Annotated in this window: 18 protein-coding genes; 11 read left to right on the top strand and 7 right to left on the bottom strand. The window is 71.5% G+C overall.

The genetic code is table 11. The features are described 5' to 3' along the window. Positions 1-48: 48 nt before the first annotated feature. On the bottom strand, positions 49-348 hold the full coding sequence (locus E2C06_RS23550; RefSeq protein ID WP_133291039.1) for a hypothetical protein: 300 nt from the start codon (positions 346-348) through the stop codon (positions 49-51). Positions 349-952: 604 nt separating this feature from the next. On the opposite strand from E2C06_RS23550, the gene E2C06_RS23545 reads away from it, so the two are divergent. The 5 genes from E2C06_RS23545 (at position 953) to E2C06_RS23525 (ending at position 8,264) form a co-directional block, all read left to right on the top strand. Then, entirely contained in the window at positions 953-2,599 is a 1,647-nt protein-coding gene (locus tag E2C06_RS23545) for a flavin-containing monooxygenase (RefSeq protein ID WP_241671435.1), read from the top strand. Between the two features lie 109 nt (positions 2,600-2,708). After that, complete coding sequence (locus tag E2C06_RS23540) at positions 2,709-3,920, top strand: ABC transporter substrate-binding protein (protein WP_133291038.1); 1,212 nt, start codon at positions 2,709-2,711, stop codon at positions 3,918-3,920. Between the two features lie 126 nt (positions 3,921-4,046). Next, a complete protein-coding gene (locus E2C06_RS23535) occupies positions 4,047-5,189 on the top strand; it encodes an HlyD family secretion protein (protein WP_165982610.1) in 1,143 nt (380 codons plus the stop codon). After that, a complete protein-coding gene (locus tag E2C06_RS23530) occupies positions 5,189-6,772 on the top strand; it encodes a DHA2 family efflux MFS transporter permease subunit (RefSeq protein ID WP_133291036.1) in 1,584 nt (527 codons plus the stop codon). Before E2C06_RS23535 ends, E2C06_RS23530 begins: the two co-directional genes overlap by 1 nt. Further along, positions 6,762-8,264, top strand: a complete 1,503-nt coding sequence (locus tag E2C06_RS23525) for an efflux transporter outer membrane subunit (protein WP_133291035.1) — start codon at positions 6,762-6,764, stop codon at positions 8,262-8,264. The genes E2C06_RS23530 and E2C06_RS23525 overlap by 11 nt, the downstream gene beginning before the upstream one ends. Before the next feature lie 148 nt (positions 8,265-8,412). Here the strand turns inward: E2C06_RS23525 and E2C06_RS23520 are convergent, their stop codons facing one another. Genes E2C06_RS23520 through E2C06_RS23510 form a run of 3 tightly spaced genes read right to left on the bottom strand, consistent with a single transcriptional unit; the run spans position 8,413 to position 11,873 of the window. Then, positions 8,413-10,308 carry a potassium transporter Kup gene (locus tag E2C06_RS23520; protein ID WP_133291034.1) on the bottom strand — a complete coding sequence of 632 codons (1,896 nt, stop codon included), beginning with the start codon at positions 10,306-10,308 and terminating at the stop codon, positions 8,413-8,415. A 52-nt stretch (positions 10,309-10,360) separates the two neighbouring features. Further along, a complete protein-coding gene (locus tag E2C06_RS23515; RefSeq protein WP_133291033.1) occupies positions 10,361-10,702 on the bottom strand; it encodes a DOPA 4,5-dioxygenase family protein in 342 nt (113 codons plus the stop codon). Between the two features lie 37 nt (positions 10,703-10,739). Beyond that, on the bottom strand, positions 10,740-11,873 hold the full coding sequence (locus E2C06_RS23510; RefSeq protein ID WP_206664665.1) for an aminotransferase class V-fold PLP-dependent enzyme: 1,134 nt from the start codon (positions 11,871-11,873) through the stop codon (positions 10,740-10,742). Positions 11,874-11,935: 62 nt separating this feature from the next. Between E2C06_RS23510 and E2C06_RS23505 the strand changes: the two genes are divergently transcribed. Beyond that, positions 11,936-12,373, top strand: a complete 438-nt coding sequence (locus E2C06_RS23505; RefSeq protein ID WP_133291031.1) for a YqaA family protein — start codon at positions 11,936-11,938, stop codon at positions 12,371-12,373. A gap of 58 nt (positions 12,374-12,431) precedes the next feature. After that, positions 12,432-13,943: a phytoene desaturase gene (locus E2C06_RS23500; RefSeq protein WP_133291030.1), complete on the top strand. Its 1,512-nt coding sequence runs from the start codon at positions 12,432-12,434 to the stop codon at positions 13,941-13,943. On the opposite strand, the gene E2C06_RS23495 is transcribed toward E2C06_RS23500, so the two are convergent. After that, complete coding sequence (locus E2C06_RS23495) at positions 13,940-14,689, bottom strand: hypothetical protein (RefSeq protein ID WP_133291029.1); 750 nt, start codon at positions 14,687-14,689, stop codon at positions 13,940-13,942. The genes E2C06_RS23500 and E2C06_RS23495 overlap by 4 nt on opposite strands. 88 nt (positions 14,690-14,777) lie before the next feature. On the opposite strand from E2C06_RS23495, the gene E2C06_RS23490 reads away from it, so the two are divergent. Together E2C06_RS23490 and E2C06_RS23485 are read left to right on the top strand one after the other, a co-directional pair. Then, on the top strand, positions 14,778-16,136 hold the full coding sequence (locus E2C06_RS23490; protein ID WP_133291028.1) for a cytochrome P450: 1,359 nt from the start codon (positions 14,778-14,780) through the stop codon (positions 16,134-16,136). Continuing rightward, the gene (locus E2C06_RS23485; RefSeq protein ID WP_133291027.1) at positions 16,112-17,287 is read left to right on the top strand and encodes an ATP-grasp domain-containing protein; all 1,176 of its coding nucleotides are present in this window, start codon (positions 16,112-16,114) and stop codon (positions 17,285-17,287) included. Before E2C06_RS23490 ends, E2C06_RS23485 begins: the two co-directional genes overlap by 25 nt. On the opposite strand, the gene E2C06_RS23480 is transcribed toward E2C06_RS23485, so the two are convergent. Continuing rightward, on the bottom strand, positions 17,284-18,231 hold the full coding sequence (locus E2C06_RS23480) for a carotenoid 1,2-hydratase (RefSeq protein WP_133291026.1): 948 nt from the start codon (positions 18,229-18,231) through the stop codon (positions 17,284-17,286). The two genes, E2C06_RS23485 and E2C06_RS23480, sit on opposite strands and share 4 nt — an antisense overlap. Continuing rightward, on the bottom strand, positions 18,228-19,715 hold the full coding sequence (gene crtD / locus E2C06_RS23475; protein ID WP_133291025.1) for a 1-hydroxycarotenoid 3,4-desaturase CrtD: 1,488 nt from the start codon (positions 19,713-19,715) through the stop codon (positions 18,228-18,230). Before crtD ends, E2C06_RS23480 begins: the two co-directional genes overlap by 4 nt. 250 nt (positions 19,716-19,965) lie before the next feature. Here crtD and aqpZ point away from each other — a divergent pair, with 250 nt between their 5' ends. Both aqpZ and E2C06_RS38525 read left to right on the top strand, forming a co-directional pair. After that, a complete protein-coding gene (aqpZ, locus tag E2C06_RS23470) occupies positions 19,966-20,751 on the top strand; it encodes an aquaporin Z (protein WP_133291024.1) in 786 nt (261 codons plus the stop codon). Further along, a complete protein-coding gene (locus E2C06_RS38525) occupies positions 20,751-21,332 on the top strand; it encodes a PsiF family protein (protein ID WP_206664664.1) in 582 nt (193 codons plus the stop codon). Before aqpZ ends, E2C06_RS38525 begins: the two co-directional genes overlap by 1 nt. The last annotated feature ends 41 nt before the right edge of the window (positions 21,333-21,373 follow it).

Genomic DNA, 21,373 nt, shown 5'->3' with positions numbered 1-21,373 from the left:
AGGCCTTCCGTCAGCCGTCGTGACGAAAGGCTCGGCAGCGCTCCTATTTCACGCCGCCGCGGCCAGATTACCCAGCCGCTCCCTGAGGGATTTTCTCTCCGACGCTCTCAAGTAGGCCGCGACCCAGCCGCTCTCCGTCTCCGGCCACCAAATGATCTGGCCGGGCTCGGTGTCGAACAGGTACCGGGGGAGGCCAACCTGCTGGCAGATGTAATGCAGGCAGGCCAGCGCCGCCTCATCCAGGCGGTCGAGCGGGGGGTGGTAAGACTGTAGCTGGAGCGATTCGGCAATCCAGCCCTCGGGGGTGACCTCCCAAACGGATTCGCCCAGGTCGGCATCTTCGTACATGGTTGGGTCCTTCTAGTGGGAGGACCGGAACCGAAAGGTATGCGCGGTGCTGCACGCGGGCGTGACGCAGAAAGTTCTTGCGTCGGTAGGCACAGAATGTAGCCTCAAGCCGTTCGTATTACTTTCGGTACTTTGTCTGTGCCTTGCTATCGCCCCGGACTCGCACCGTCTCGCTAACGGTTCGGTTCCGGGGTTTTCTTTATCCGCCGGTCCCAGGGTTCGGGGCAGGGGCGGAACGGTCCCGCCCAATCGGGGGAAGGGTACACCCTAAGTGGTTGATGTAGCTGGTCTTGTCACTACCACGGCGGTAACAGGGGTTCGAATCCCCTAGGGGACGCCAGGCTTGGCCCATGCCGCAGGCCCTCCGCGCAATGCGCGGCGCCTCCCGGCACACCCGGATCCGTGCGGCACGCAACAGGCGGGACCAGCGACCGCTCGCCGGTCTCCGCGACACGTCAAGGCGCCCTGGTACCCGCCAGCGAGACAGCCCCGCGTGGCGGCCAGCAGCCCCAGGGGCAGACCTGGCTTGTCCAGCCCCTTCCGCACTTGGCCGCGTCCCGGCTTGCCCGCACACTCCCGGCAAACTCAGACTGGGAGTGAAGCCGTGCCCGATCTCCACATGCCGGACCCCGCCTCCGCCGCGACCAGGGCCACCGGCTTCGACGCCATCATCCTCGGCGCCGGCATCGCCGGCATGTACCAGCTCTACCGCCTGCGCCAGCTCGGCCTGACGGTCCGGGTCTTCGAGGCCGGCACCGGGGTCGGCGGCACCTGGTACTGGAACCGCTACCCCGGCGCCCGCTTCGACTCCGAGAGCTATACCTACGGCTATGCCTTCGACGAGGCGCTGCTGCAGGACTGGAACTGGAGCGAGCATTTCGCCGCCCAGCCTGAGACGCTCCGCTACCTGAACCACGTCGCGGACCGCTTCGACCTGCGCCGCGACATCCGCTTCGAGGCCCGCGTCACCCGCGCGCAGTTCGACGAGGCGGCGCGGGAATGGGAGGTGGCGCTGGAAGGCGGTGAGACGCATCGCGCCCGCATCCTGATCACCGCCATCGGCCCGCTCTCGGCCGCAACGCTGCCGCGCATCCCGGGCATCGAGGATTTCCGCGGCACCTCCTTCCACACCTATCGCTGGCCGCACGAGCCCGTGGACTTCGCCGGCAAGCGCGTCGCCGTCATCGGCACCGGCGCCACCGGCGTGCAGGTGATCCAGACCATCGCGCCGCAGGTCGGCCAGCTCACGGTCTTCCAGCGCACGCCCAACTGGTGCACGCCGCTGCACAACCGCCCGATCACCGAGGATGAGCAGGCGCGGATCAAGGCCGGATACCCCGAGATGTTCGAGCTGCTGCGGCGCACCCCCGGCTGCTACATCCACGACACCGATCCGCGCGGCACCTTCGAGGTGACGGAGGCGGAGCGCGAGGCCTTCTGGGAAAGGCTCTATTCCGAGCCCGGCTTCGGCATCTGGATGGCGAATTTCCGCGACGTGCTGACCGACCCCAAGGCCAATGCGCTGTTCAGCGACTTCGTTGCCCGCAAGATCCGCCAGCGGGTCAAGGATCCCGCCACCGCCGAAAAGCTGATCCCCAAATGCCATGGTTTCGGCACCCGCCGCGTGCCGCAGGAGACCCGCTTCTACGAGGCCTTCAACCTGCCGCATGTCTCCCTGGTCGACACGCGCGAGACGCCGATCGAGCGCATCACCGCCGCCGGCATCCGCACCAGCGAGGCCGAGTACGCGTTCGACGTCATCATCTACGCCACCGGCTTCGACGCCATCACCGGCAGCTTCGACCGCATCGAGGTCCGCGGCACCGGCGGGCAGCGGCTGAAGGAGCATTGGGCCGATGGGCCGAAGACCTATCTCGGCCTGATGTCGGCCGGCTTCCCCAACCTGCTGACCATCGTCGGCCCGCACAACGCCTCCACCCGCTGCAACATCCCGCGCTGCATCGAGCAGAACGTGGATTGGGTCACCGGCCTGCTGCGCCACATGCAGGCGCAGGGCCTGACCCGGGCCGAGGCGACGCCCGAGGCCGAGGCCGAGTGGTCGGCGCATATCGAGGAGCTGGCCGCAGGGATGCTCTACACCCAGGTGGATTCCTGGGCGACCGGCATCAACCGCAACGTGGAGGGCAAGACGGTCCGCCGCATCCTGCAATACCAGGGCGGCGCGCCGCAGTACCGGGCGCGCTGCGACGCGGTGGCGGAACAGGGCTATGCTGGCATGACGATGGACTGAGCCGCGGGCCGGCATAGGACGCTGGAAAGCGGGAGCCTCCACGGCGCAGGATGCGGGTGCCCGCCGGCCCTGTGCCGGCCCGGGCCAATCCTGTCCCAGGGAGGCAACCATGCTCCACAGACGCTCCGTCCTCGCGGCGGCCGGCGCCGTGCTCGCGGCGCCCCGCATCGGCCAGGCGGCCGATGCCACCGGCATCACCGCGACCGAGATCCGCATCGGCAATACCGCACCCTACAGCGGCCCGGCCTCGGCCTACGGCACCATCGCGCGCTGCGAGGCGGCCTATTTCAAGATGGTCAACGAGCAGGGCGGCATCGCCGGCCGCAGGATCAACTTCATCTCCTACGACGACGGCTACAGTCCGCCGAAGACGGTCGAGCAGGTGCGCCGGCTGATTGAGCAGGACAAGGTCGCCTGCCTGTTCCAGAACATCGGCACCGCGGCCAACAGCGCCATCGTCCGCTACGCCAACCAGCGGAAGGTGCCGCATCTCTTCATCGGCAGCGGCGCCGACAAATGGGGCAACTACCAGGACACGCCCTGGACCATCGGCTGGCAGCCGAGCTACCGGACCGAGGCGCAGATCTACACCAAGCACCTGCTGGAACAAGCGCCGAAGGCGCGCATGGCGCTGCTGTACCAGAACGACGACTTCGGCAAGGACTACGTTACGGGCGTGCGGGACATCCTGAAGGACCGCTTCGACACGACGGTGACGACCGCATCCTTCGAGGTGACGGATCCCACCATCGACAGCCAGGTGCTCTCGCTGCAGGCGACCGGCGCGGAGGTGCTGCTGACCGCGGCCACCCCGAAATTCGCCGCCCAGGCGATCCGCAAGGTCCACGACATCGGCTGGAAGCCGAAGCTGCACTTCCTGACCAACGTCTCGATCTCGGCTGGCACGGTGATGATCCCGGCGGGCGGGGAGAAGGGGACGGGCATCATCACCTCCGCCTATCTGAAGGATCCGACCGACCCGACCTGGCGCGACGATGCCGGGATGCAGGACTGGCGGGCCTTCATGCAGCGGCACTACCCCGAGGGTGACGTCACCGACGCCGGCAACGTCTTCGGCCATGGCATCGCCGCGACCATGGCGCAAGCTCTGCGCCAATGCGGCCGCGAGCTGACGCGGGAGCGGCTGATTCGGGAGGCCGCCAACCTCAAAGCGCTGGACTTGGCGGTGCTGCTGCCCGGCATCCGGGTCGATACCGCGCCGACCAACTACCACCCGATCCGGCAGATGCAGCTGGCGCGCTGGACCGGGACGACCTGGGAGCGCTTCGGCAAGGTGATCGAGGGCGCGACGTTGAGTTGACCGCGTCGCGCCTGGGACGCCCCGCCCGCCTGTCACCTGTCCCTCGCGTGCCTTTGAGGAGAGGCCGCGAGGCAACCCCGGCAGCAACGCCGCGCTGCTGCGACGCACACCGGAATGTCGCAGGGCATGGACGACGCGCCGCCGGCGAAACGGCAGAAGACAGAGGCTGACGACCCGCCGCCGGGTGACCGGAAGGACGAGGCACCGCGCAAGGACCAGGGCGAGGGTGGGGGCAAGCCGCCTGCCCCGCCCTGGCGGCGCCGGTTGCTGATCGGCGGCGGCGCGCTTGCCGGCCTCCTGCTCCTGGTCGGCGGCGGCTGGTGGTGGTGGCAGTCGCGGCTCTGGGAAGCGACCGACGACGCCTTCCTCGAGGCCCATGTCACCCGGCTGGCGCCGCAGGTCGCAGGCCGGGTGGCCGAGTTGCTGGTCGACGACAACCAGCGCGTCGAGGCCGGCCAGCTCCTTCTCCGCATCGATCCGCGCGACTTCGAGGTGGCGCTGCAGAATGCCCGGGCACGGCATGGCAGCGCCGCGGCGCAGGTGGCCGAGGCCGGCGCCCAGGTCGCGGTGCGCCGCGCCGCCATCGGCCAGGCACAAGCCAATGTGGTGATCGCCGAGGCAGACCAGGAAAATGCCGAGACCTCGCTGCGGCGCTTCCGCAGCGTCGATCCGCGCGCGGTGACGCAGCAGGCGCGCGACGATGCCGAGGCGCAATCGCGCAGCGCCCGTGCCCGGGTCGAGGCGGCGCGGCAGGAGGTCGCCGCGGCCGAGGCCCAGGCCGCCGCGGCGGAGGCGCAGCGCCGCGCCGCCGAGGCCGCGCTGCGCGAGGCCGAGGCGGCGGTCGGCAATGCCGAGCTGCAGCTTTCCTACACGAGCATCGCCGCGCCGGTCGCCGGCCGAATCGCCAATCGCGGGGTGGAGACTGGCAACTACGTCACCCCCGGCCAGGCCCTGCTCTCGGTCGTCGAGCCGAGCGTCTGGGTGACGGCGAACTTCAAGGAGACCCAGCTGCGGCAGATCCGCCCCGGCCAAGCCGTCGAGGTCAAGGTCGACGCCTATCCCGACCCGGTGCTGAAGGGCAGGGTCGACGGCATCCAGCGCGGCACTGGGGCGCGCTTCTCCGTCCTGCCGGCGCAGAACGCCACGGGGAATTACGTCAAGATCACCCAGCGCGTGCCGGTGAAGATCGTGCTCGAGGACGACCGCGCGCGCGACCTGCCGCTTTCGCCCGGCCTTTCCGTCGTGCCCAGCGTGCGGGTGCGCGACTGATGGCGGACCTGCCGCGCTCGGCGGCCGGCGACCGTTCCCCCTGGCTGATCGCCAGCATCGTCTCGATTGCCACCTTCATGGAGGTGCTGGACACCACCATCGCCAATGTTGCGCTGCGCCACATGGCCGGCGGCGTCGGCGCCAGTCAGGACGAGAGCACCTGGATCCTGACCACCTACCTCGTGACCAATGCCATCGTCCTGCCGGTCTCCGGCTATCTCGCCACCGCGCTCGGCCGCAAGCGCTTCTACATGGGCTGCGTCGCGCTCTTCACGCTGGCCTCGCTCGGCTGCGCGCTCTCGTCCAACCTGCCCATGCTGCTGGTCTTCCGCGCGCTGCAGGGGATCGGCGGCGGCGGCCTGGCGCCGGTCGAGCAATCCATCCTCGCCGATACCTTCCCGCCGGAGAGGCGCGCCGGCGCCTTCGCCCTCTACGGCCTCACCGTGGTGACCGCGCCGGCGATGGGCCCGGCGCTCGGCGGCTGGATCACCGACAACTATTCCTGGCACTGGATCTTCCTGATCAACCTGCCCTTCGGCGCGCTGTCGATTTTCCTCGTCTCGGTCTTCGTCAAGGAGCCGCAGGCGGTGCGGGACGACCGCAAGCGCTTCCTGGTCGAAGGCGGCGGCATCGACTGGGTCGGCTTCCTGCTGGCGGCGCTGGCGCTGGGCAGCCTGCAGGTGGTGCTGGACCGGGCGGTGATCGACGACGGCTTCTGGTCGCCGACGGTGTCCTGGCTGACCTTCGCCTGCGTCTTCGGCTTCGTCGCGCTGATCCCCTGGGAGCGCCGGCAGGCGCGGCCCGCGGTCGATGTCCGGCTCTTCGGCCACCGCTCATTCCTTGCCGCCAGCCTGATCATGTTCCTGGTGGCCTTCACCCTGTTCAGCACCACGCAGCTGCTGCCGCAGCTGACGCAGGAGTTGATGGGATACGACGCGACCACGGCCGGGCTGACGCTGGCGGTGGGCGGGATCGGCACGATCTTCGTCATGCCGATCGCCGGGCGGATCACCGGCCTGGTGCAGCCGCGCTGGGTGATCCTGGCGGCGCTGCTCTGGTCGGGCGGCGCCCTGCTGTATGCGACCCGGATCGAGCTCGGGATGTCCTTCTGGGATGTCTCGACGCTGCGCATCCTGCAGGTGGTGGCGCTGCCCTTCCTGTTCGTGCCGATCACCACCGCCGCCTATATCGGCCTGCCGCCGGACAAGACCAACGACGCCAGCGCGCTGATCAACCTGATGCGCAACCTCGGCGCCTCGGTCGGCATCTCCGTCATGAACGCCGCCGTGGTGCATGGCGCGCAGTTCCACCAGAACCGTCTGGTCGAATCCGCCCGCGACACCAACCCGCTCTGGGCGGAGCAGCTGCGGCAGACCGAGCAGGCGCTGCGCCAGGCCGGCGTCGGTGCCTGGGAGGCGTCGCAGTCGGCGCTGTCGCAACTGGCCGGGCAGGTCCAGGCCCAGGCGCAGGTGCTCAGCTACATCGACGCCTTCTGGCTGCTCGGCGTCGCCGTGCTGGTGCTCTGGCCGCTGGTCTTCCTGATGCGCGACCTGCCGAAAGGGGCGAAGCCGAGTGGCCATTAGACCGAAGAAGATCCTTGCCCCGCTGGCTGTCCTGCTGCTCTCGGCCTGCAATGTCGGCCCGAATTTCCTCAGCCCCACGCCGCGCGCCCCGGACGCCTGGAGCAAGGCCGCGCTCGACGCCCCGGCCTATGCCCGCAGCCGCGCTGCGGCGCGCGCCGTCGACGCGGCCTGGTGGGAGAGCTTCCACGACCCGACGCTGACCTGGCTGGTCACCTCGGCCGAGGCGGACAACCCGGATATCGAGGAGGCCACCTCCCGCATCGCCGAGACTCGCGAGCAGCGCCGCGTCGCCTATGCCGGCTTCTGGCCGACGCTCGACGCCTCGGCCTCCGACACGCGCCTCAGGATCAGCGAGAACAGCCCCTTCGCCTCGATCGCCGGCGGCCGCGCCTCCGTCGGCGGCCAGCCCAACGCATCCCAGGGCATCGCCATCCCGACCGGGCCGAAGCCCGGCCTGACCATCTACCAGGCCGGCTTCGACGCGGCCTGGGAGCTCGACATCTTCGGCCGGACGCGGCGGGGAGTGGAGGCGGCCGAGGCCGATATCCGCTCGGCCGAGCGGCTGCTCGACAATGCGCGCCTGTCGCTGCGGGCCGAGGCGGCGCGGGCCTATCTCGAGCTCCGCGGGCTGCAGGCGCGCCAGGGCATTGCCCGGCAGAGCCTCCGGCTGCAGCGCGACAACGCGGCGCTGACGCGGTCCCGCGCCGCTTCCGGCTTCGCCACCGAGGTCGACGTCGCCAATGCCAATGCCCTGGTCGCCAGCACCGAGGCGACGCTGCCGCAGCTCGACGCGCAGGTCACCCAGGCGACCAACCGGCTGAGCCGGCTGCTGGGGCAGGAGCCGGGGACGCTGGCCGACCGCCTGTCGGCGCCTGCGCCGCAGCCGCCCGCGCCGCCCTCGGTCGCCATCGGCCTGCCGGTCGAAACCATCCGCCGCCGCCCGGACGTCGCCGCGGCCGAGGCGGCGCTGGCGGCGCAGACCGCGCGGATCGGCGTCGCCACCGCCCAGCTTTACCCGAGCCTGCGCATCAACGGCTCGATCGGCCTGCAATCCGGCAATACCGCCAACCTGTTCGAGGCGGCGAGCCGGTTCTTCTCGATCGGCCCGGCGCTGATCGTGCCGATCTTCGAGGGCGGCAGGCTGCGCGCGCAGATCCGGCTGGAGGAGGCGCGGCAGCGCACCGCGGCGGTGGTCTGGCGCCGCACCGTGCTGGATGCGCTGCACGAGGTGGAGAATGCGCTGGCCGCCTATTACGGCGACCAGGGACGGCGCGACGCGCTGCGGCGCCAATCGGTTGCGGCACGGCAGGCGGCCTCGCTGGCGCGCACCCGCTTCACCGCCGGGCTCGGCACCTTTCTCGAGGTGCTGGACGCCGAGCGCACCCGGCTGGCGGCGGAGCTGGCGGTGGCGGAAAGCGCAGCCGCGGTCTCGACCGACCTGGTCGCGGTCTACAAGGCGCTTGGCGGCGGCTGGGAGCCGAGGGGCGGGTAGGAAACGAATGTTCTGCCCAGAACCCATCCCTTGGCTTCCGTAAGTCGGCTGCCGAAGCCCGGCGGGTGCCGACCCGGAAACATGGATGAGGGGTTCGAGGAGGATACCTTCGTTCCGATCTCGCCTTCTTTCCACCGGGGCGCAGTCGCTACATCTCCACCCGTGTCCCGAGCTCCACCACCCGCGCGGTCGGGATGCCGAAGTAGTCGGTGGCGCCGACCGCGTTGCGCGCGAGGAAGGCGAAGAGCTTCTCCTGCCACAGCGGCATGTCCGGCTGCATCGAGGGCACCGGCACCTCCCGCCCGAGGAACCAGGACGCGGCGGCGGGGTCGAAGCCCAGCGCCTCCTGCCGCTCGCCCAGCGCATGCATGACGCAGGGCTGCTCGGCGAAGCCGAAGCGCAGCAGCACCCGGCGGAAGCCGTCCGCCATCGGCTCGATCGAGAAGCGCTCGGCTTCCGGCACCCGCGGCACGCGCTCGCCCTGCACGGTGAGCAGCACGACATGCTCATGCAGCACGCCGTTGTGCTTCAGGTTGAGCGAGAGCGCGGCCGGCACCACCTCCCGCCGCGTCGTCAGGTAGATGGCGGTGCCGGGGACGCGGTGCGGCCCCTCCGGCGTGTCGAGCTTGGCCAGGAAGGCGCTGAGCTTCGCCGCGTCCTCGTCCCGCCGTTCCAGCAGCAGGGCGCGGCCACGGATCCAGATCAGCACCAGGGTGAGGACGACGGCCGCCACCACCAGCGGGAACCAGCCGCCGCCCGGGATCTTGTGCGCATTCGCCGCGACGAAGCCGATGTCGAGCGCGAGGAAGGCACCCGCCACCGGCAGCACCGCCGCCAGCGGCAGACCCCAGCGGCCATGCGCCACCAGGCTGACCAGGATGGTGGTCACCAGCATGTCGCCGGCGACCGCGATGCCATAGGCGTTCGCCAGCGCCTCCGAGCTGCGGAAGCCGAGCACGAGCGCCAACACCGCGACGCAGATCAGCCAGTTGATCTGCGGCACGTAGACCTGGCCGGCGGCCTCCTCCGAGGTCTGCCGGACCTCGAGCCGCGGCAGCGCGCCGAGCTGGATCGCCTGCTGCACCAGGGCGAAGGCGCCGGAGATGACCGCCTGGCTGGCGATGACGGTGGCGCAGGTCGCCAGCGCCACCGCCGGCAGCAGCAGCCCGTCGGGAAAGAGGTGGAAGAAGGGGTCGGCGGCGGCGGCCGAATCGGCCAGCACCAGCGCGCCCTGGCCGAGGTAGTTCAGCACCAGCGCCGGCAGCACCACGGCGAACCAGTCGAGGCGGATCGCCTGCCGGCCGAAATGGCCCATGTCCGCGTAGAGCGCCTCGCCGCCCGTCACCGCCAGGAAGACGCTGCCGAGCGCGGCGAAGCCGCCGCCGCCCTCGGTGATGGCGTGCAGCGCGTGGCGCGGATCGATCGCCGCCAGGATCCCCGGCCGGCCCAGCACATGCCAGATGCCGACCAGGGCCAGCACCGCGAACCAAGCCGCCATGACCGGGCCGAAAAGCCCGCCGACATGGCCGCTGCCGCGCGACTGGATCAGGAAGAGCCCGGCCAGGACCACCAGCGCCGCGGGGATCACGTAGGGCTGCAGGAAGGGCTCGGCGACCGCGGCACCCTCCACCGCCGAGAGCACCGAGATAGCCGGGGTAATCATCGCATCGCCGAAGAACAGCGACGCGCCGGCGAGGCCGACCGGCAGCAGCCATGGCTTCAGCCGCCCGGCCTCGGGCAGGGCGAGCGAGAGCAGCGCCATCGTCCCGCCCTCGCCGTCGTTGTCGGCGCGCATGACGAAGACGACGTATTTCACCGCGACCACCAGGATCACCGCCCAGAGGATGAGCGAGACGACGCCCAGCACGGCTTGGTCGGCCGCCATGCCATGCTCGGCCGCGGTGCGCAGGCTCTCGCGGAAGGCATAGATCGGGCTGGTGCCGATATCGCCGAAGACCACGCCGAGCGCGCCGAGCAGCATGGCGCGTTGGGCGGGATGCCCGGCCACGGCCGGGGTGGAGACGGCGGCGGTGCTGCCCGACATGCGTGATCGCTCCGCTTGACTGGGAACGGCAACGCGGCGGGAGCGGGAAAGGTTACTCGGGCAGGATCTCTGCCTTCAGCGGCAAAGGCGGCCCCATCCAGAGCGCGTGGCGCGTGTGGTCGGCGCGTTGCCGGCCGGTCTCGGGATGCACCAGGACGGAAAGGTCGGCGCGGTGCAGCGCCATCCAGGGAACCAGGCTTGGGAAAAGGCTGGGCGGGAAGGCCACCTGGTACATCGCCGCGGCATGCGGCCCGACCGGCACGTCGTGCCAGCGGCCCAGCACCGCTTCGGGGAAGCCGGCGGCGATGCCCTCGCGCAGCGCCTCGGCCGCCGCCCGCGTCGTGGCGGGGTCGTAGTAGACATGCGCGTGCCAGCCGGTGATGGGCAGGTCCATGGCGGCAGCCTCCGCCCGCCGCCCCGGCCGGGTCAAGTCACAGCGTGGCAACGAGCAGGTCGGCCAGCCGCTCGTAATCCCCCGGCTCGTTGTAGGCGGCGGCCGAGATGCGCAGCCAGAGGCCACCATCGATCGCCGCGACCGGCGCATCCGTCCCCGCCGCCAGCAGCCGCGCCCGCAGCGCCACGGCGGCTTCCCGCGTCGCCGGGCCGGGCCGGTCGAGCCGGATCGCCGCCATGCTGCCGGCCATGGCGGGCAGGGCGGCGACCTCGGTGCCGAGCCGCGCCGCGAGCATGTCGCCGGCCTGCAGCGCCATGGCGCGGTTGCGCGCCATCAGGGCGGGGCCGCCCAGCGCCTCGAGGACGTCGATCGCCGCGGTCACCGCGAGGAAGGCGCCGGGGTCGCGCGTGCCGGTCCAGTCGAACTCGGCCAGGTACCCCTCGCCGAGGCCGTGCGAGAGGATGTGGGCATGGGTCCCGGCGCGGCGCTGCGGCGCGGTCCAGAGGAAGCCGCAGCCCTTCGGCGCCATCAGCCATTTGTGGCAATTGCCGGCATACCAGTCGGCCCCGAGGGCCGCGACCGAAAGCGGCAGCTGCCCCGGCCCATGCGCGCCATCGACCAGCACCGGCACCCCACGCGCCCGGCAGGCGGCGATCATGGCCTCGATCGGCAGCACCAGGGCGCTGGGGGAGGTGATGTGGTCCAGCACCGCCAGACGGGTGCGCGGGGTGATGGCGGCGGCAACCGCTTCGACCACCGCCTCCGGGTCCGGCCGCGGGAAGGGCAGGGCGGCATCGACGGTCCGCGCCCCGGCCGCCGCCGCGACATGCGCCGCGGTCTTGCGCACCGCGCCATAGGCATGGCTCAGCAGCAGGATCTCGTCGCCCGGTGCGAGGCGGAGGGAGCGCAGCACGGCGTTGCAGGCCGCCGTCGCATTGTCGACGAAGCCGAGCCCGTCGGCGTCGCAGCCGAGGAAGCCGCCGAGCCGGGCGGCGGCGGCGCGGAGGGCGGGGGTCAGCACCCCCACCATGAAGCGGCTCGGCTGCGCCTCCAGCCGCGCCCGCCAGTCCGCCTGCGCGGCGAGCACCCGCCGCGGCGTCGCGCCGAAGGAGCCGTGGTTGACGGTGAGGAAGCCGGGATCGAGGGCGAACTCCGCGCGGATGTCCTGCATGGCGCGCATCAGGCGCCGCGGCGGGCGCGGACGGCAAGCCGCATTCGTGGCAGGATGCGGGGATGATCGACCTCGCGGCCTATGGCGGCCTCTTCCTCGCCGCCCTCGGCGCCGCGACCATCCTGCCCTTCCAGTCGGAACCCGTGCTGGTCGGCCTGCTGCTGGCCGGCGGGCAGCCGCCCTGGCTGCTGGTGCTGGTCGCCAGCCTCGGCAACGTGCTGGGTGCCGTGACCAACTGGGTGCTGGGCCGCTGGATCCATCGCTGGCGCGACCGGCCCTGGTTCCCGGTGAAGCCGGCGCAACTCGCCAGGGCCGAGGCCTGGTACCGGCGCTGGGGCTGCTGGTCGCTGCTGCTGAGCTGGGCGCCGCTCGGCGGCGACGCGCTGACCGTCATCGCCGGCGTGCTACGCGAGCCGCTCTGGGTCTTCCTGATCCTCGTCACCATCGCCAAGACCGGGCGCTACGTCGTGCTTGCGCTGCTGACGCTCGGGCTTACCTGAGGCATCTTGCTTGTTCGCTCCCGTGACGGGTGGTAGCGAATCCCGGGGGAGGGGCACCATGCCGGATATGCAGAGCGATGGCCGACCGCATGCCGTGGTCATCGGCTCGGGCTTCGGCGGGCTGGCCGCCGCGGTGCGGCTCGGGGCGCGCGGCTACCGCGTGACGGTGCTGGAGAAGCTCGATGCCCCGGGCGGCCGCGCCTATGTCTTCCGCCAGGACGGCTTCACCTTCGATGCCGGTCCCACCATCATCACCGCGCCCTATCTGCTCGAGGAACTGTGGCAGGTCGCCGGCCGCCGGCTGGCGGACGACGTGGACCTGCGGCCGGTCGATCCCTTCTACAGGATCCGCTTCGACGACGGCGAGACGCTGGCCTGCCATGCCGACCCCGAGGCCATGCGGGCCGAGGTGGCGCGGATCTCGCCCGAGGATGCCGCGGGCTTCGACCGCTTCATCCGCGACAGCGAGAAGATCTACGACATCGCCTTCACCCAGCTGGTCGACCAGCCCTTCCACAACCTCGGCACGCTGCTGAAGTCGGTGCCGGACCTGGTGCGGCTGCAGGGCTACCGCACGGTCTACCGCAAGGTCTCCGACTATTTCCGCCACCCGAAGCTGCGCGTCGCCTTCAGCTTCCATCCGCTGCTGATCGGCGGCAACCCGCTGACCACCACGGCCTACTACTGCCTGATCGCGCACCTGGAACGCACCCACCGGGTCCACTACGCCATGGGCGGCATGGGCGCGCTGGTGCGAGGGATCGTCGGGCTGGTCGAGGGCCTCGGCGGCACCCTGCGCTACGAGGCCGAGGTGGTGCGGATCGAGGTGGCGAACGGCCGCGCGACCGGCGTGACGCTGGCCTCCGGCGAGACCATCGGCGCCGATGTCGTGGTCTCCAACGCCGATGTCGGCTGGACCTATTCGAAGCTGCTCGGCCACCACAAGCGCAAGCGATGGACCGACGCGAAGGTCGAGCGTGCCCGCTATTCCATGAGCCTCTTCGTCTGGTACTTCGGCACCGGCAAGCGGTTCGACAGCGTCTACCACCACACGATGGTGCTGGGCCCGCGCTACGAGGCGCTGCTGAAGGACATCTTCACGGAAAAAACCCTGTCGGAGGATTTCAGCCTCTATCTCCATCGCCCCAGCATGACCGACCCGTCGCTGGCGCCCCCGGGCTGCGACAGCTTCTACGTGCTGGCGCCGGTGCCCAACCTCGGCAGCGGCACCGACTGGGCGGCGCAGGCCGAGCCCTACCGCGCCGCCATCCAGCGGCGGCTGGAGCAGACCGTGCTGCCGGGCCTCGGGCAGCACATCGTGACGTCCCGCGTGCTGACGCCGCAGGACTTCCGCGACCGGCTGCTGAGCGTGAACGGCGCCGCCTTCTCGCTGGAGCCGCAGCTCTTCCAGAGCGCCTGGTTCCGCCCGCACAATGTCAGCGAGGAGGTGGAGGGCCTCTACCTCGTCGGCGCGGGGACGCATCCCGGCGCCGGGGTACCGGGGGTGATCTGCTCGGCGAAGATCCTGGACGAGGTGGTGCCGGCGCCGGGAGCGCTGGTCCGCCGCTAGGCCCTGGCGTGGCGCGGCGAGGCCGCCGCCCGCGCCCGGCTCTGCGCGTCGATCTTCCGCCAGTGCCAGAGGATCAGGCCGATCCCGGTCGAGAGCGGGATCGCCCACATCACCGGGTTCAGCGCCAGTTCCGGGAATATGCGCACCGAGCCGAAGGCCATGAACGCCGTGTAGACGGAGATGCCGGCGCCGACCAAGGCCTTCACATGTTCCTTCAGCCAGTCCATCGGCCCTGGCCGCGGCTTGTAGAGGAACCACAGATTGGTCAGCCCCGTCGCCACGCCCACCAGGGAAATCCCCATCATCAGCGGCATGTCGATCAGCCAGCCCTGCAGCGCGCAATTCAGCGCGGCGACGATCACCAGCGGCTGCAGCGCCAGGTTGCGCCATTCGCGCCCCTTCTCCCGACGCCTGCCGTTCCTCACCGCCAGCCAGCCGTACCAGGCGAGGTTGATGGTGAGGATGCCCATGTGCAGCATCATCCAGCCGAAGATGCCGCGGATGAAGGGCGCCTCGAACATTCCGACGAGGTGCGGGTGCGTCTCCAGCGGGGCGACCAGGGTGAAGACGCTCATGCCGACCGCCAGCGCGCCAGTGATCAGCATCGCCACCGTGAAGATGCGTCCGGCCTTGCGGTGGGTCTCCCCGCCCTTGCGGCCGATGACCGGCACCCAGAAGGCCACCGCGCCGGTGGTCCCGGCGAGGATATGGGCGGCGATCAGGACGTCGAAGGCCAAGCGCTCCATGCGGCTCTCTGGCAGCGGTTGCCCCGACAATGCCACCTGACATAGTCTGGTGTAAAGCAAACGGAACGCCCGAGGAGCAGAGCGCCCGGTGTACATTCCCCCGCGCCCGATCTCCCGCCCCGCGCTGATCGCGCTGCTCCGCGTCGCCTTGCGCGGCGACGGCAACCTGCTGGCGCTGCTGCCCGCCGCCGCCTACCGGATGGAGATCGGCCCGCTCGGCTGGTCGCGCCGTTCCACCCTCATCGTCAACCGGCCCGACCTGGTGCGCCAGGTGCTGCTGGACCCCGAGGGCATCTTCCCGAAGAGCGACCTGATGGTGAATGCGCTGGAGCCGCTGATCGGCGACAGCATCTTCGTCAGCTCCGGCGAGACCTGGCGGCGGCAGCGCGCGATGATCGATCCGTCGCTGACGCTGATGCGGGTCAACCGCGCCTTCCCGGCCATGGAGGCGGGGGCGGCGCTCTGCGAGGCGACGCTGGCGGAACGGGCGGGCAGCGGGGAACGCTTTTCGCTCGACCTGACGATGTCCCACCTGACCGCCGACATCATCTGCCGCACGGTCTTTTCCAGCGGGCTGGAACACGGCGCGGCGCACGACGTCTTCGACGCCTTCACCGTCTTCGAGCGCAGCGTGGCGCAGGTGGAGATCCGCCGGCTGATCATGGACAAGGCCTGGACCCGCATCCCGCAGAAGCCGGACGTGCTGGAGGCCTGCCGGCTGATCCGCGGCCATCTCGGCGCGCTGCTGGACGGCCACCTGGCCGCCGGCGCCGCCTTCGACGACATCGCCAGCGCGGTGGTCGAGGCACGCGACGGCGAGGGCCGCGCCTTCACCCGGGAGGAGCTGATCGACCAGCTCGGCGTGCTGTTCCTGGCGGGGCACGAGACCAGCGCCAGCGCGCTGACCTGGGTCTTCTTCATCCTGGCGACCCAACCGGCGCTGGTCGCCCGGCTCCGGGCCGAGATCAGGGAAGTCGCCAGCGACGGCCCGATCGGGTTCGAGCACACCAAGCGGCTGACCTTCATCCGCAACGTCTTCCGCGAGACGCTGCGGCTTTATCCCCCCATCACCTTCCTGCCGCGCATCGCCAACGAGGCGACCACGCTGGGCGAGACGAAGGTGCGGCGCGGCGCGCTGATCATGGTGGCGCCCTGGGTGCTGCACCGCCACCGCGCCTATTGGAAGGACCCCGACGTCTTCGATCCCGACCGCTTCCTGCCGGAGCGCGAGGCGGAGATGACGGCGGGCGCCTACCTGCCCTTCGGCACCGGCCCGCGCATCTGCGCCGGCGCCGCCTTCGCCACGATCGAGGCGGTGCTGCTGATCGCCCGGCTGTTCCGCGCCTTCGACTTCCACCTCGAGGCACCGGAGCGGGTGGAGCCGGCGGCGCGGCTGACGACCCGCCCGGTGGAGCAGGTGATGTGCCGCGTCACCCGCGCCGCATGAACACCGTGCTGCTGACCCTGGGGCGGCTGCCCAAGGCGCTCGACATCGCCCGCAGCTTCGCCGCCGCCGGCTGGCGCGTGGTGGTGGCGGAGCCGCACCCGCGGCACCTGGCCGGTGCCTCGCGCAGCGTCGACCGCAGCATCCGCGTCACCGCGCCGGCCGAGGACGCGGCCGCCTATCTGCGCGACCTGGCGCGCGTGGTGCGGGAGGAAGGCGTGTCGCTGGTGGTGCCGGTTTCGGAGGAGGCGATGCATGTCGCCTTCCTGCGGCCGCTGCTGCCGGCGGGCGTGCGGCTGCTGGCCATGCCGCCCGAGCTCGTCCTGCGGCTGCACGACAAGCACGGCTTCGCCCTGACAGCCGCCGAGGCCGGGCTGGCGGTGCCGGAGACTTTCGCGCTGAATGACCCGGCCGCGCGCGACCTGGCCGAGGCCGCCGAGGTCATCGTCAAGCCGGTGCATTCCTGCTCCGGCCGCGGCGTCCGCCGCATTCCGCGCGGGACGCCGCTGCCGCAACCCGAGCCTGCCGTGGTGCAGCGCCTGGTGCGGGGGGAGGAGCACAGCAGCTGCACCCTGGCGCAGGCGGGGCGCGTGCAGGGCACCGCAGTCTATCGCGGCACGCTGATGTCGGGCTCGGTCGCCGTGGGGTTCGAGCGCGTCGAGCACCCGGCGATCGAGGCCTGGATCGCCCGCTTCGTCGCCGCGACCGGCTGGTGCGGCTTCATCGCCTTCGACTTCATCGTCGATGCCGCGGGCATCCCTTGGGGCATCGAGTGCAACCCGCGCACCACCAGCGGCCTGCATTTCTTCGCCGAGGCCGACCTCGCGCCCGCCATCCTCGACCCCGCGCATCCGCTGCGGTTCCGGCCGGAGCGGCGACTGCAGCAGTTCTGGTCCTGCGTGACGGAGACGCAGGGCAGCTTCGGCGACTGGCCGCGCTTCCGCGCCAACCTCCGGCACCTCCTCGGCACGCCGGACGTCACCTGGCGCGCGGCCGATCCGCTGCCGCTGCTGACCATGCCCTGGACCGCCTGGCCGATCATCAGCGAGGCGAACCGGCGGGGCGTGCCTTTCGGGGAAGTGGCGACGCTCGACGTCGGCTGGAATGCGGCGGAGCCGGCGCTGCACGCCCCGGCCGGGAGGACCGCGGGCTAGCGGAAGGCCCGCGGCACCTTCACCGGCAGCATGGCCTGGATCGGCAGCGCGGCGAAGCGGTCCAGCGCCAGGCTCTCATGCACCGCCGTCGCCTCCCGCCCCAGCAGCCGGGTGCGGATCTCGGACCGGGTGTAGAAGGGCGTGTCCTCCAGCGGGCGGACCAGCCGCGCCATGCCGTCCTCCGACCGCGCCGGCCGCTTCACGCCCCAGAAGCCGCGCGGCAGGGCGGCGGCGGGGGGCGGCTCGATATCCTCGACGGCGCCGTCGGCGCCGACGCGCAGCGCCAGCGACTGCGCCGTGCCGTCGCGCCGCAGCGCGTTGTACAGCACCGCCGTCTGGTCCGGCATCGGCGCCCGGCACCAGTCCCAGTCGACGAAATCCTGCTCGAGCGGCACGCTGCCGGCATTGGTGTCGAAATAGGCCGGGCCCGACCAGCGCAGCGCCGGGCTCTCGAGCGCAACCTCGACGCGGGAGCGCGCGGCGATCGGCTGCCAGCGGTGCCGCCCCACCGCGTCCAGCAGGAAGCTGCGGGTCGAGATGGCCTGCGGGATCACCCGCACCGTGCCGCGCAGCCGGCCGGGGACCGGCGCCGTCACCTCCTCGATCCGGATGGTCAGGGCATTGCCGTCCCATTCCATCCCGCTCGGCCCGATCTGCAGGGCATCCGGCCCGCGCCGCAGCGCTGTTCGCGGCCGGTCGGTCATCGCCCAGCGGCGCGGCGCGCCATAAAGCGCGACGTTCATGCAGCAATGGTTCTCCGGATCGCCGGCTCCCCAGCGGCGCGACCAGGCGTACCAGGGGGAGAAGACCGTGCCGATGAAGGCGATGATGGTGATGCCGTGCCGGCCGTCGTCGCTCAGCGCATCGACATACCACCAGGCATAGCCGTGCGGCGGGACGGGACGGTCGAATTCCCAGCCGCGCGCCGCGGTGATCGCGTTCATCCTGCGTCCTCCAGCACCGCCGCCGCGGCCAGCCGCCCGGACAGTGTTGCCATCGGCACGCCGGCGCCGGGATGCGCGCTGCCGCCGGCGAGGTAGAGGCCGGGCAGCCTCGTGCGCGCCCCGGGCCGGCTGAAGCTCGCCTGCCAGCCATGCACCGCCATCCCGTACAGCGCGCCGCCGGTCGCCGGGAAGAGCCGCTCGAAGCCGAAGGGGGTGGTCAGCACCTCCCGCGCGGGGTCGCGGTAGACGCTCAGCCCGGCGCGCTGCAGCAGGCCGAAGCTGGCCTCGGCCGCCGCGGCGATCTCCGCCGCGGTCATCGACTTCGTGTCGCCGCGCGCCGGCGCGTTGATCAGGCAGAGCAGCCGCTCCGGCCCGCCCGGATGCGCGTCGTCGTCGCCACGGTCCTGGGCGCAGACATAGACGGTCGGCGTCGCCGGCACCCGGGCGCGCACCGAAAGGTCGGCGAACTCGCCGGGATAGTCGCGCGAGAAGAAGACGTTGTGCCGCACCAGCGGGAAGCCCGCGGTCGCCACATGCATCGCCCAGGTGACGGCGCTGAGCGACCGGCGCGACCAGGGCACGGCCTCCACCGCCTTGGCCACGCCCGGGCCGAACCGCCCGCTGCCGATCGCCGAGGCATCGGCATTGGCGACCACCGCGGCGGCCTCGATCACCTCGCCATCCGCCAGCCGCACGCCGCGGGCGCGGCCACCCTGGGTCAGGATCGCCGCGACCTCCGCGCCGTAGCGGAACTGCGCACCCTTCGATTCCGCCAGGCGCTCGATCGCACGGGCGATGCGGTGCATGCCGCCCTCCACCAGCCAGACGCCGGACTGCTCGACATGCGCGATCAGCATCAGCGTCGCCGGCGCCAGGAAGGGGGAGGAGCCGACATAGGTGGCGTAGCGGCCGAAGAGCTGCCGCAACCGCTGGTCTTTGAAATGCTCCCCGAGCGCCGCCCAGAGCGAACTGAAGGGCGAGGTCTGCAGGAGCCGCCCGACCCCGCCGATGCCGGCACGGCTGACGAGGGAGACCGGCGTCGGCCGCCCGCCGCGGATGAAGGGGCCTTCCAGCGCCGCATAGGTCCGCTTGGCGCGGGCCACGAAGTCGAGGTAGCCCCGCGCCTCCGCCGCCCCGGCGAAGGCGCCGATCGCATCGGCCGAGGCACCGATATCGGCGAAGAGGTCGAGCCGCGCCGCATCGCCGTCCCAGGCATGCCGCGCCAGGACCGAGACCGGGGCAAGCGACAGGTGGTCGGCCAGGGTGGCGCCGGCCGCGGCGAAGAGCTCCTCGAAGACCCAGCGCATGGTGAAGACGGTCGGGCCGCCGTCGATGCGCGCATCGCCGATGGCGATCTGCCGCATCTTGCCGCCGGGCGCCGCGGCGCGGTCCAGCACCAGTACCTCCCGCCCCCGCGCGGCGAGATCGAGCGCCGCGGCGAGGCCGCCGACGCCGGCGCCGATGATGACGACGCGCCGGCTCATGCCACGCGATCCAGGCCCTGGCGGCGACGCATCCTCATGCCGCGAATTCAGGCGGCCCCTGCGGGAATGTCAAGCTGGCGAGACACTCCGGCGTGCAACGAAGATCTGACGGCGGGATGCCAGCCCCACGATCGGGTTGCAGCGGAAACGGTGACACTATTCTGTGACGCCCGGTGACGGCGTGTAACTCGGGCTACACTGGGAATGGCCGGGGCGCCGGTGGTGTCGCCCCTGATGGGAGGGATCGTCTGTGTCTCGCAAGCTCGCAGCGGAATTCTTCGGCACGCTCTGGCTCGTCCTCGGCGGCTGCGGCAGCGCCGTGCTGGCCGCCGCCTTCCCCGATGTCGGCATCGGCCTGCTTGGCGTCTCCTTCGCCTTCGGCCTCACCGTCCTGACCATGGCCTTCGCGATCGGCCATATCTCCGGCTGCCACCTGAACCCGGCCGTCACCTGCGGCCTGGTCGCCGCCGGCCGCTTCAAGGCCAGCGAGGCGCTGCCCTATATCGCCGCGCAGGTCATCGGCGCCTCGGTCGGCGCCTTCCTGCTCTACGGCATCGCCTCCGGCCAGCCGGGCTGGGACATCGCGGTGAAGGGCCTGGCGGCGAACGGCTTCGGCGAGGCATCACCGGGCAAGTACGCCTTCGGCGCCGGCTTCATCACCGAGGTGGTGATGACCTTCTTCTTCCTCATCGTGATCCTCGGCGCCACCTCGGCCAGGGCGCCGGCGGGCTTCGCGCCGATCGCCATCGGCCTCTGCCTGACCTTGATCCACCTGATCAGCATCCCCGTCACCAATACCAGCGTGAACCCGGCCCGCAGCACCGGCCCGGCCTTCGTGCTCGGCGGCCTGGCGCTGCAGCAGCTCTGGATGTTCTGGGTCGCGCCCATCCTCGGCGGCGTGGTCGCCGGGGTGGTGCATCGCTGGCTGAGCACCGAGGCGGAGGAGGACGCGCTCGACCGCGCCGCGGCGGCGGTCAGCGCCCGCAGCGCTTCGCCTGAGTCGCTGGCGCCGATGCCGGCGCGCGAGCCGCGCTGATGGCACCCCGCATGATGCTGGTGCTGCCGGTCCTGGCGGCGCTGGCGATCGCGCCGGCGGCGGCGCAGCAGGCGCCGCAGGCGCAGCAGGCACAGACCGCCCTGACCGCGCCGCAGGAGCGGATGAAGGCCTGCAATGCCGAGGCCGGCGCGAAGGCGCTGAACGGCGAGGCGCGGCAACGCTTCATGAGCGACTGCCTGAGCACCAGCGCCGCTGCCAGCCCGGAGCAGCCGCCGCTCACGGCGCAGCAGGAACGCATGAGGTCCTGCAACGCGGAGGCCGCTTCGAAGAAGCTCAGCGGCGATCCGCGCGAGCGCTTCATGAGCAGCTGCCTCAGCGGCAACACGGCGACGGGGGCCCCGGCCGCCGCGCCGGTGGCCGCCGACAGCAACGGCCGCTTCGCCTCCGAGGCCTCGGCCAAGCGGGCCTGCGGCGGCGACCCGGTGGTCTGGGCCAATCCCGGCAGCCAGATCTTCCACGCCTCCGGCACGCAGTTCTACGGCAGGACGGCGGATGGCGGGTACATGTGCCGGGCCGCCGCCGAGAAGGCCGGCTATCGGCTGGCCGGCGGGAAGGGATGATGTCCGGGCCCCTGGACTCCGCAGGCGGAATCCAGGGGCCC

The organism is Dankookia rubra, assembly GCF_004355005.1.
Classification (GTDB): Bacteria; Pseudomonadota; Alphaproteobacteria; order Acetobacterales; family Acetobacteraceae; genus Paracraurococcus; species Paracraurococcus ruber_A.
Note: the sequence above shows the minus strand (reverse complement) of the source record. Positions and strands in the feature narration are given on the sequence as shown.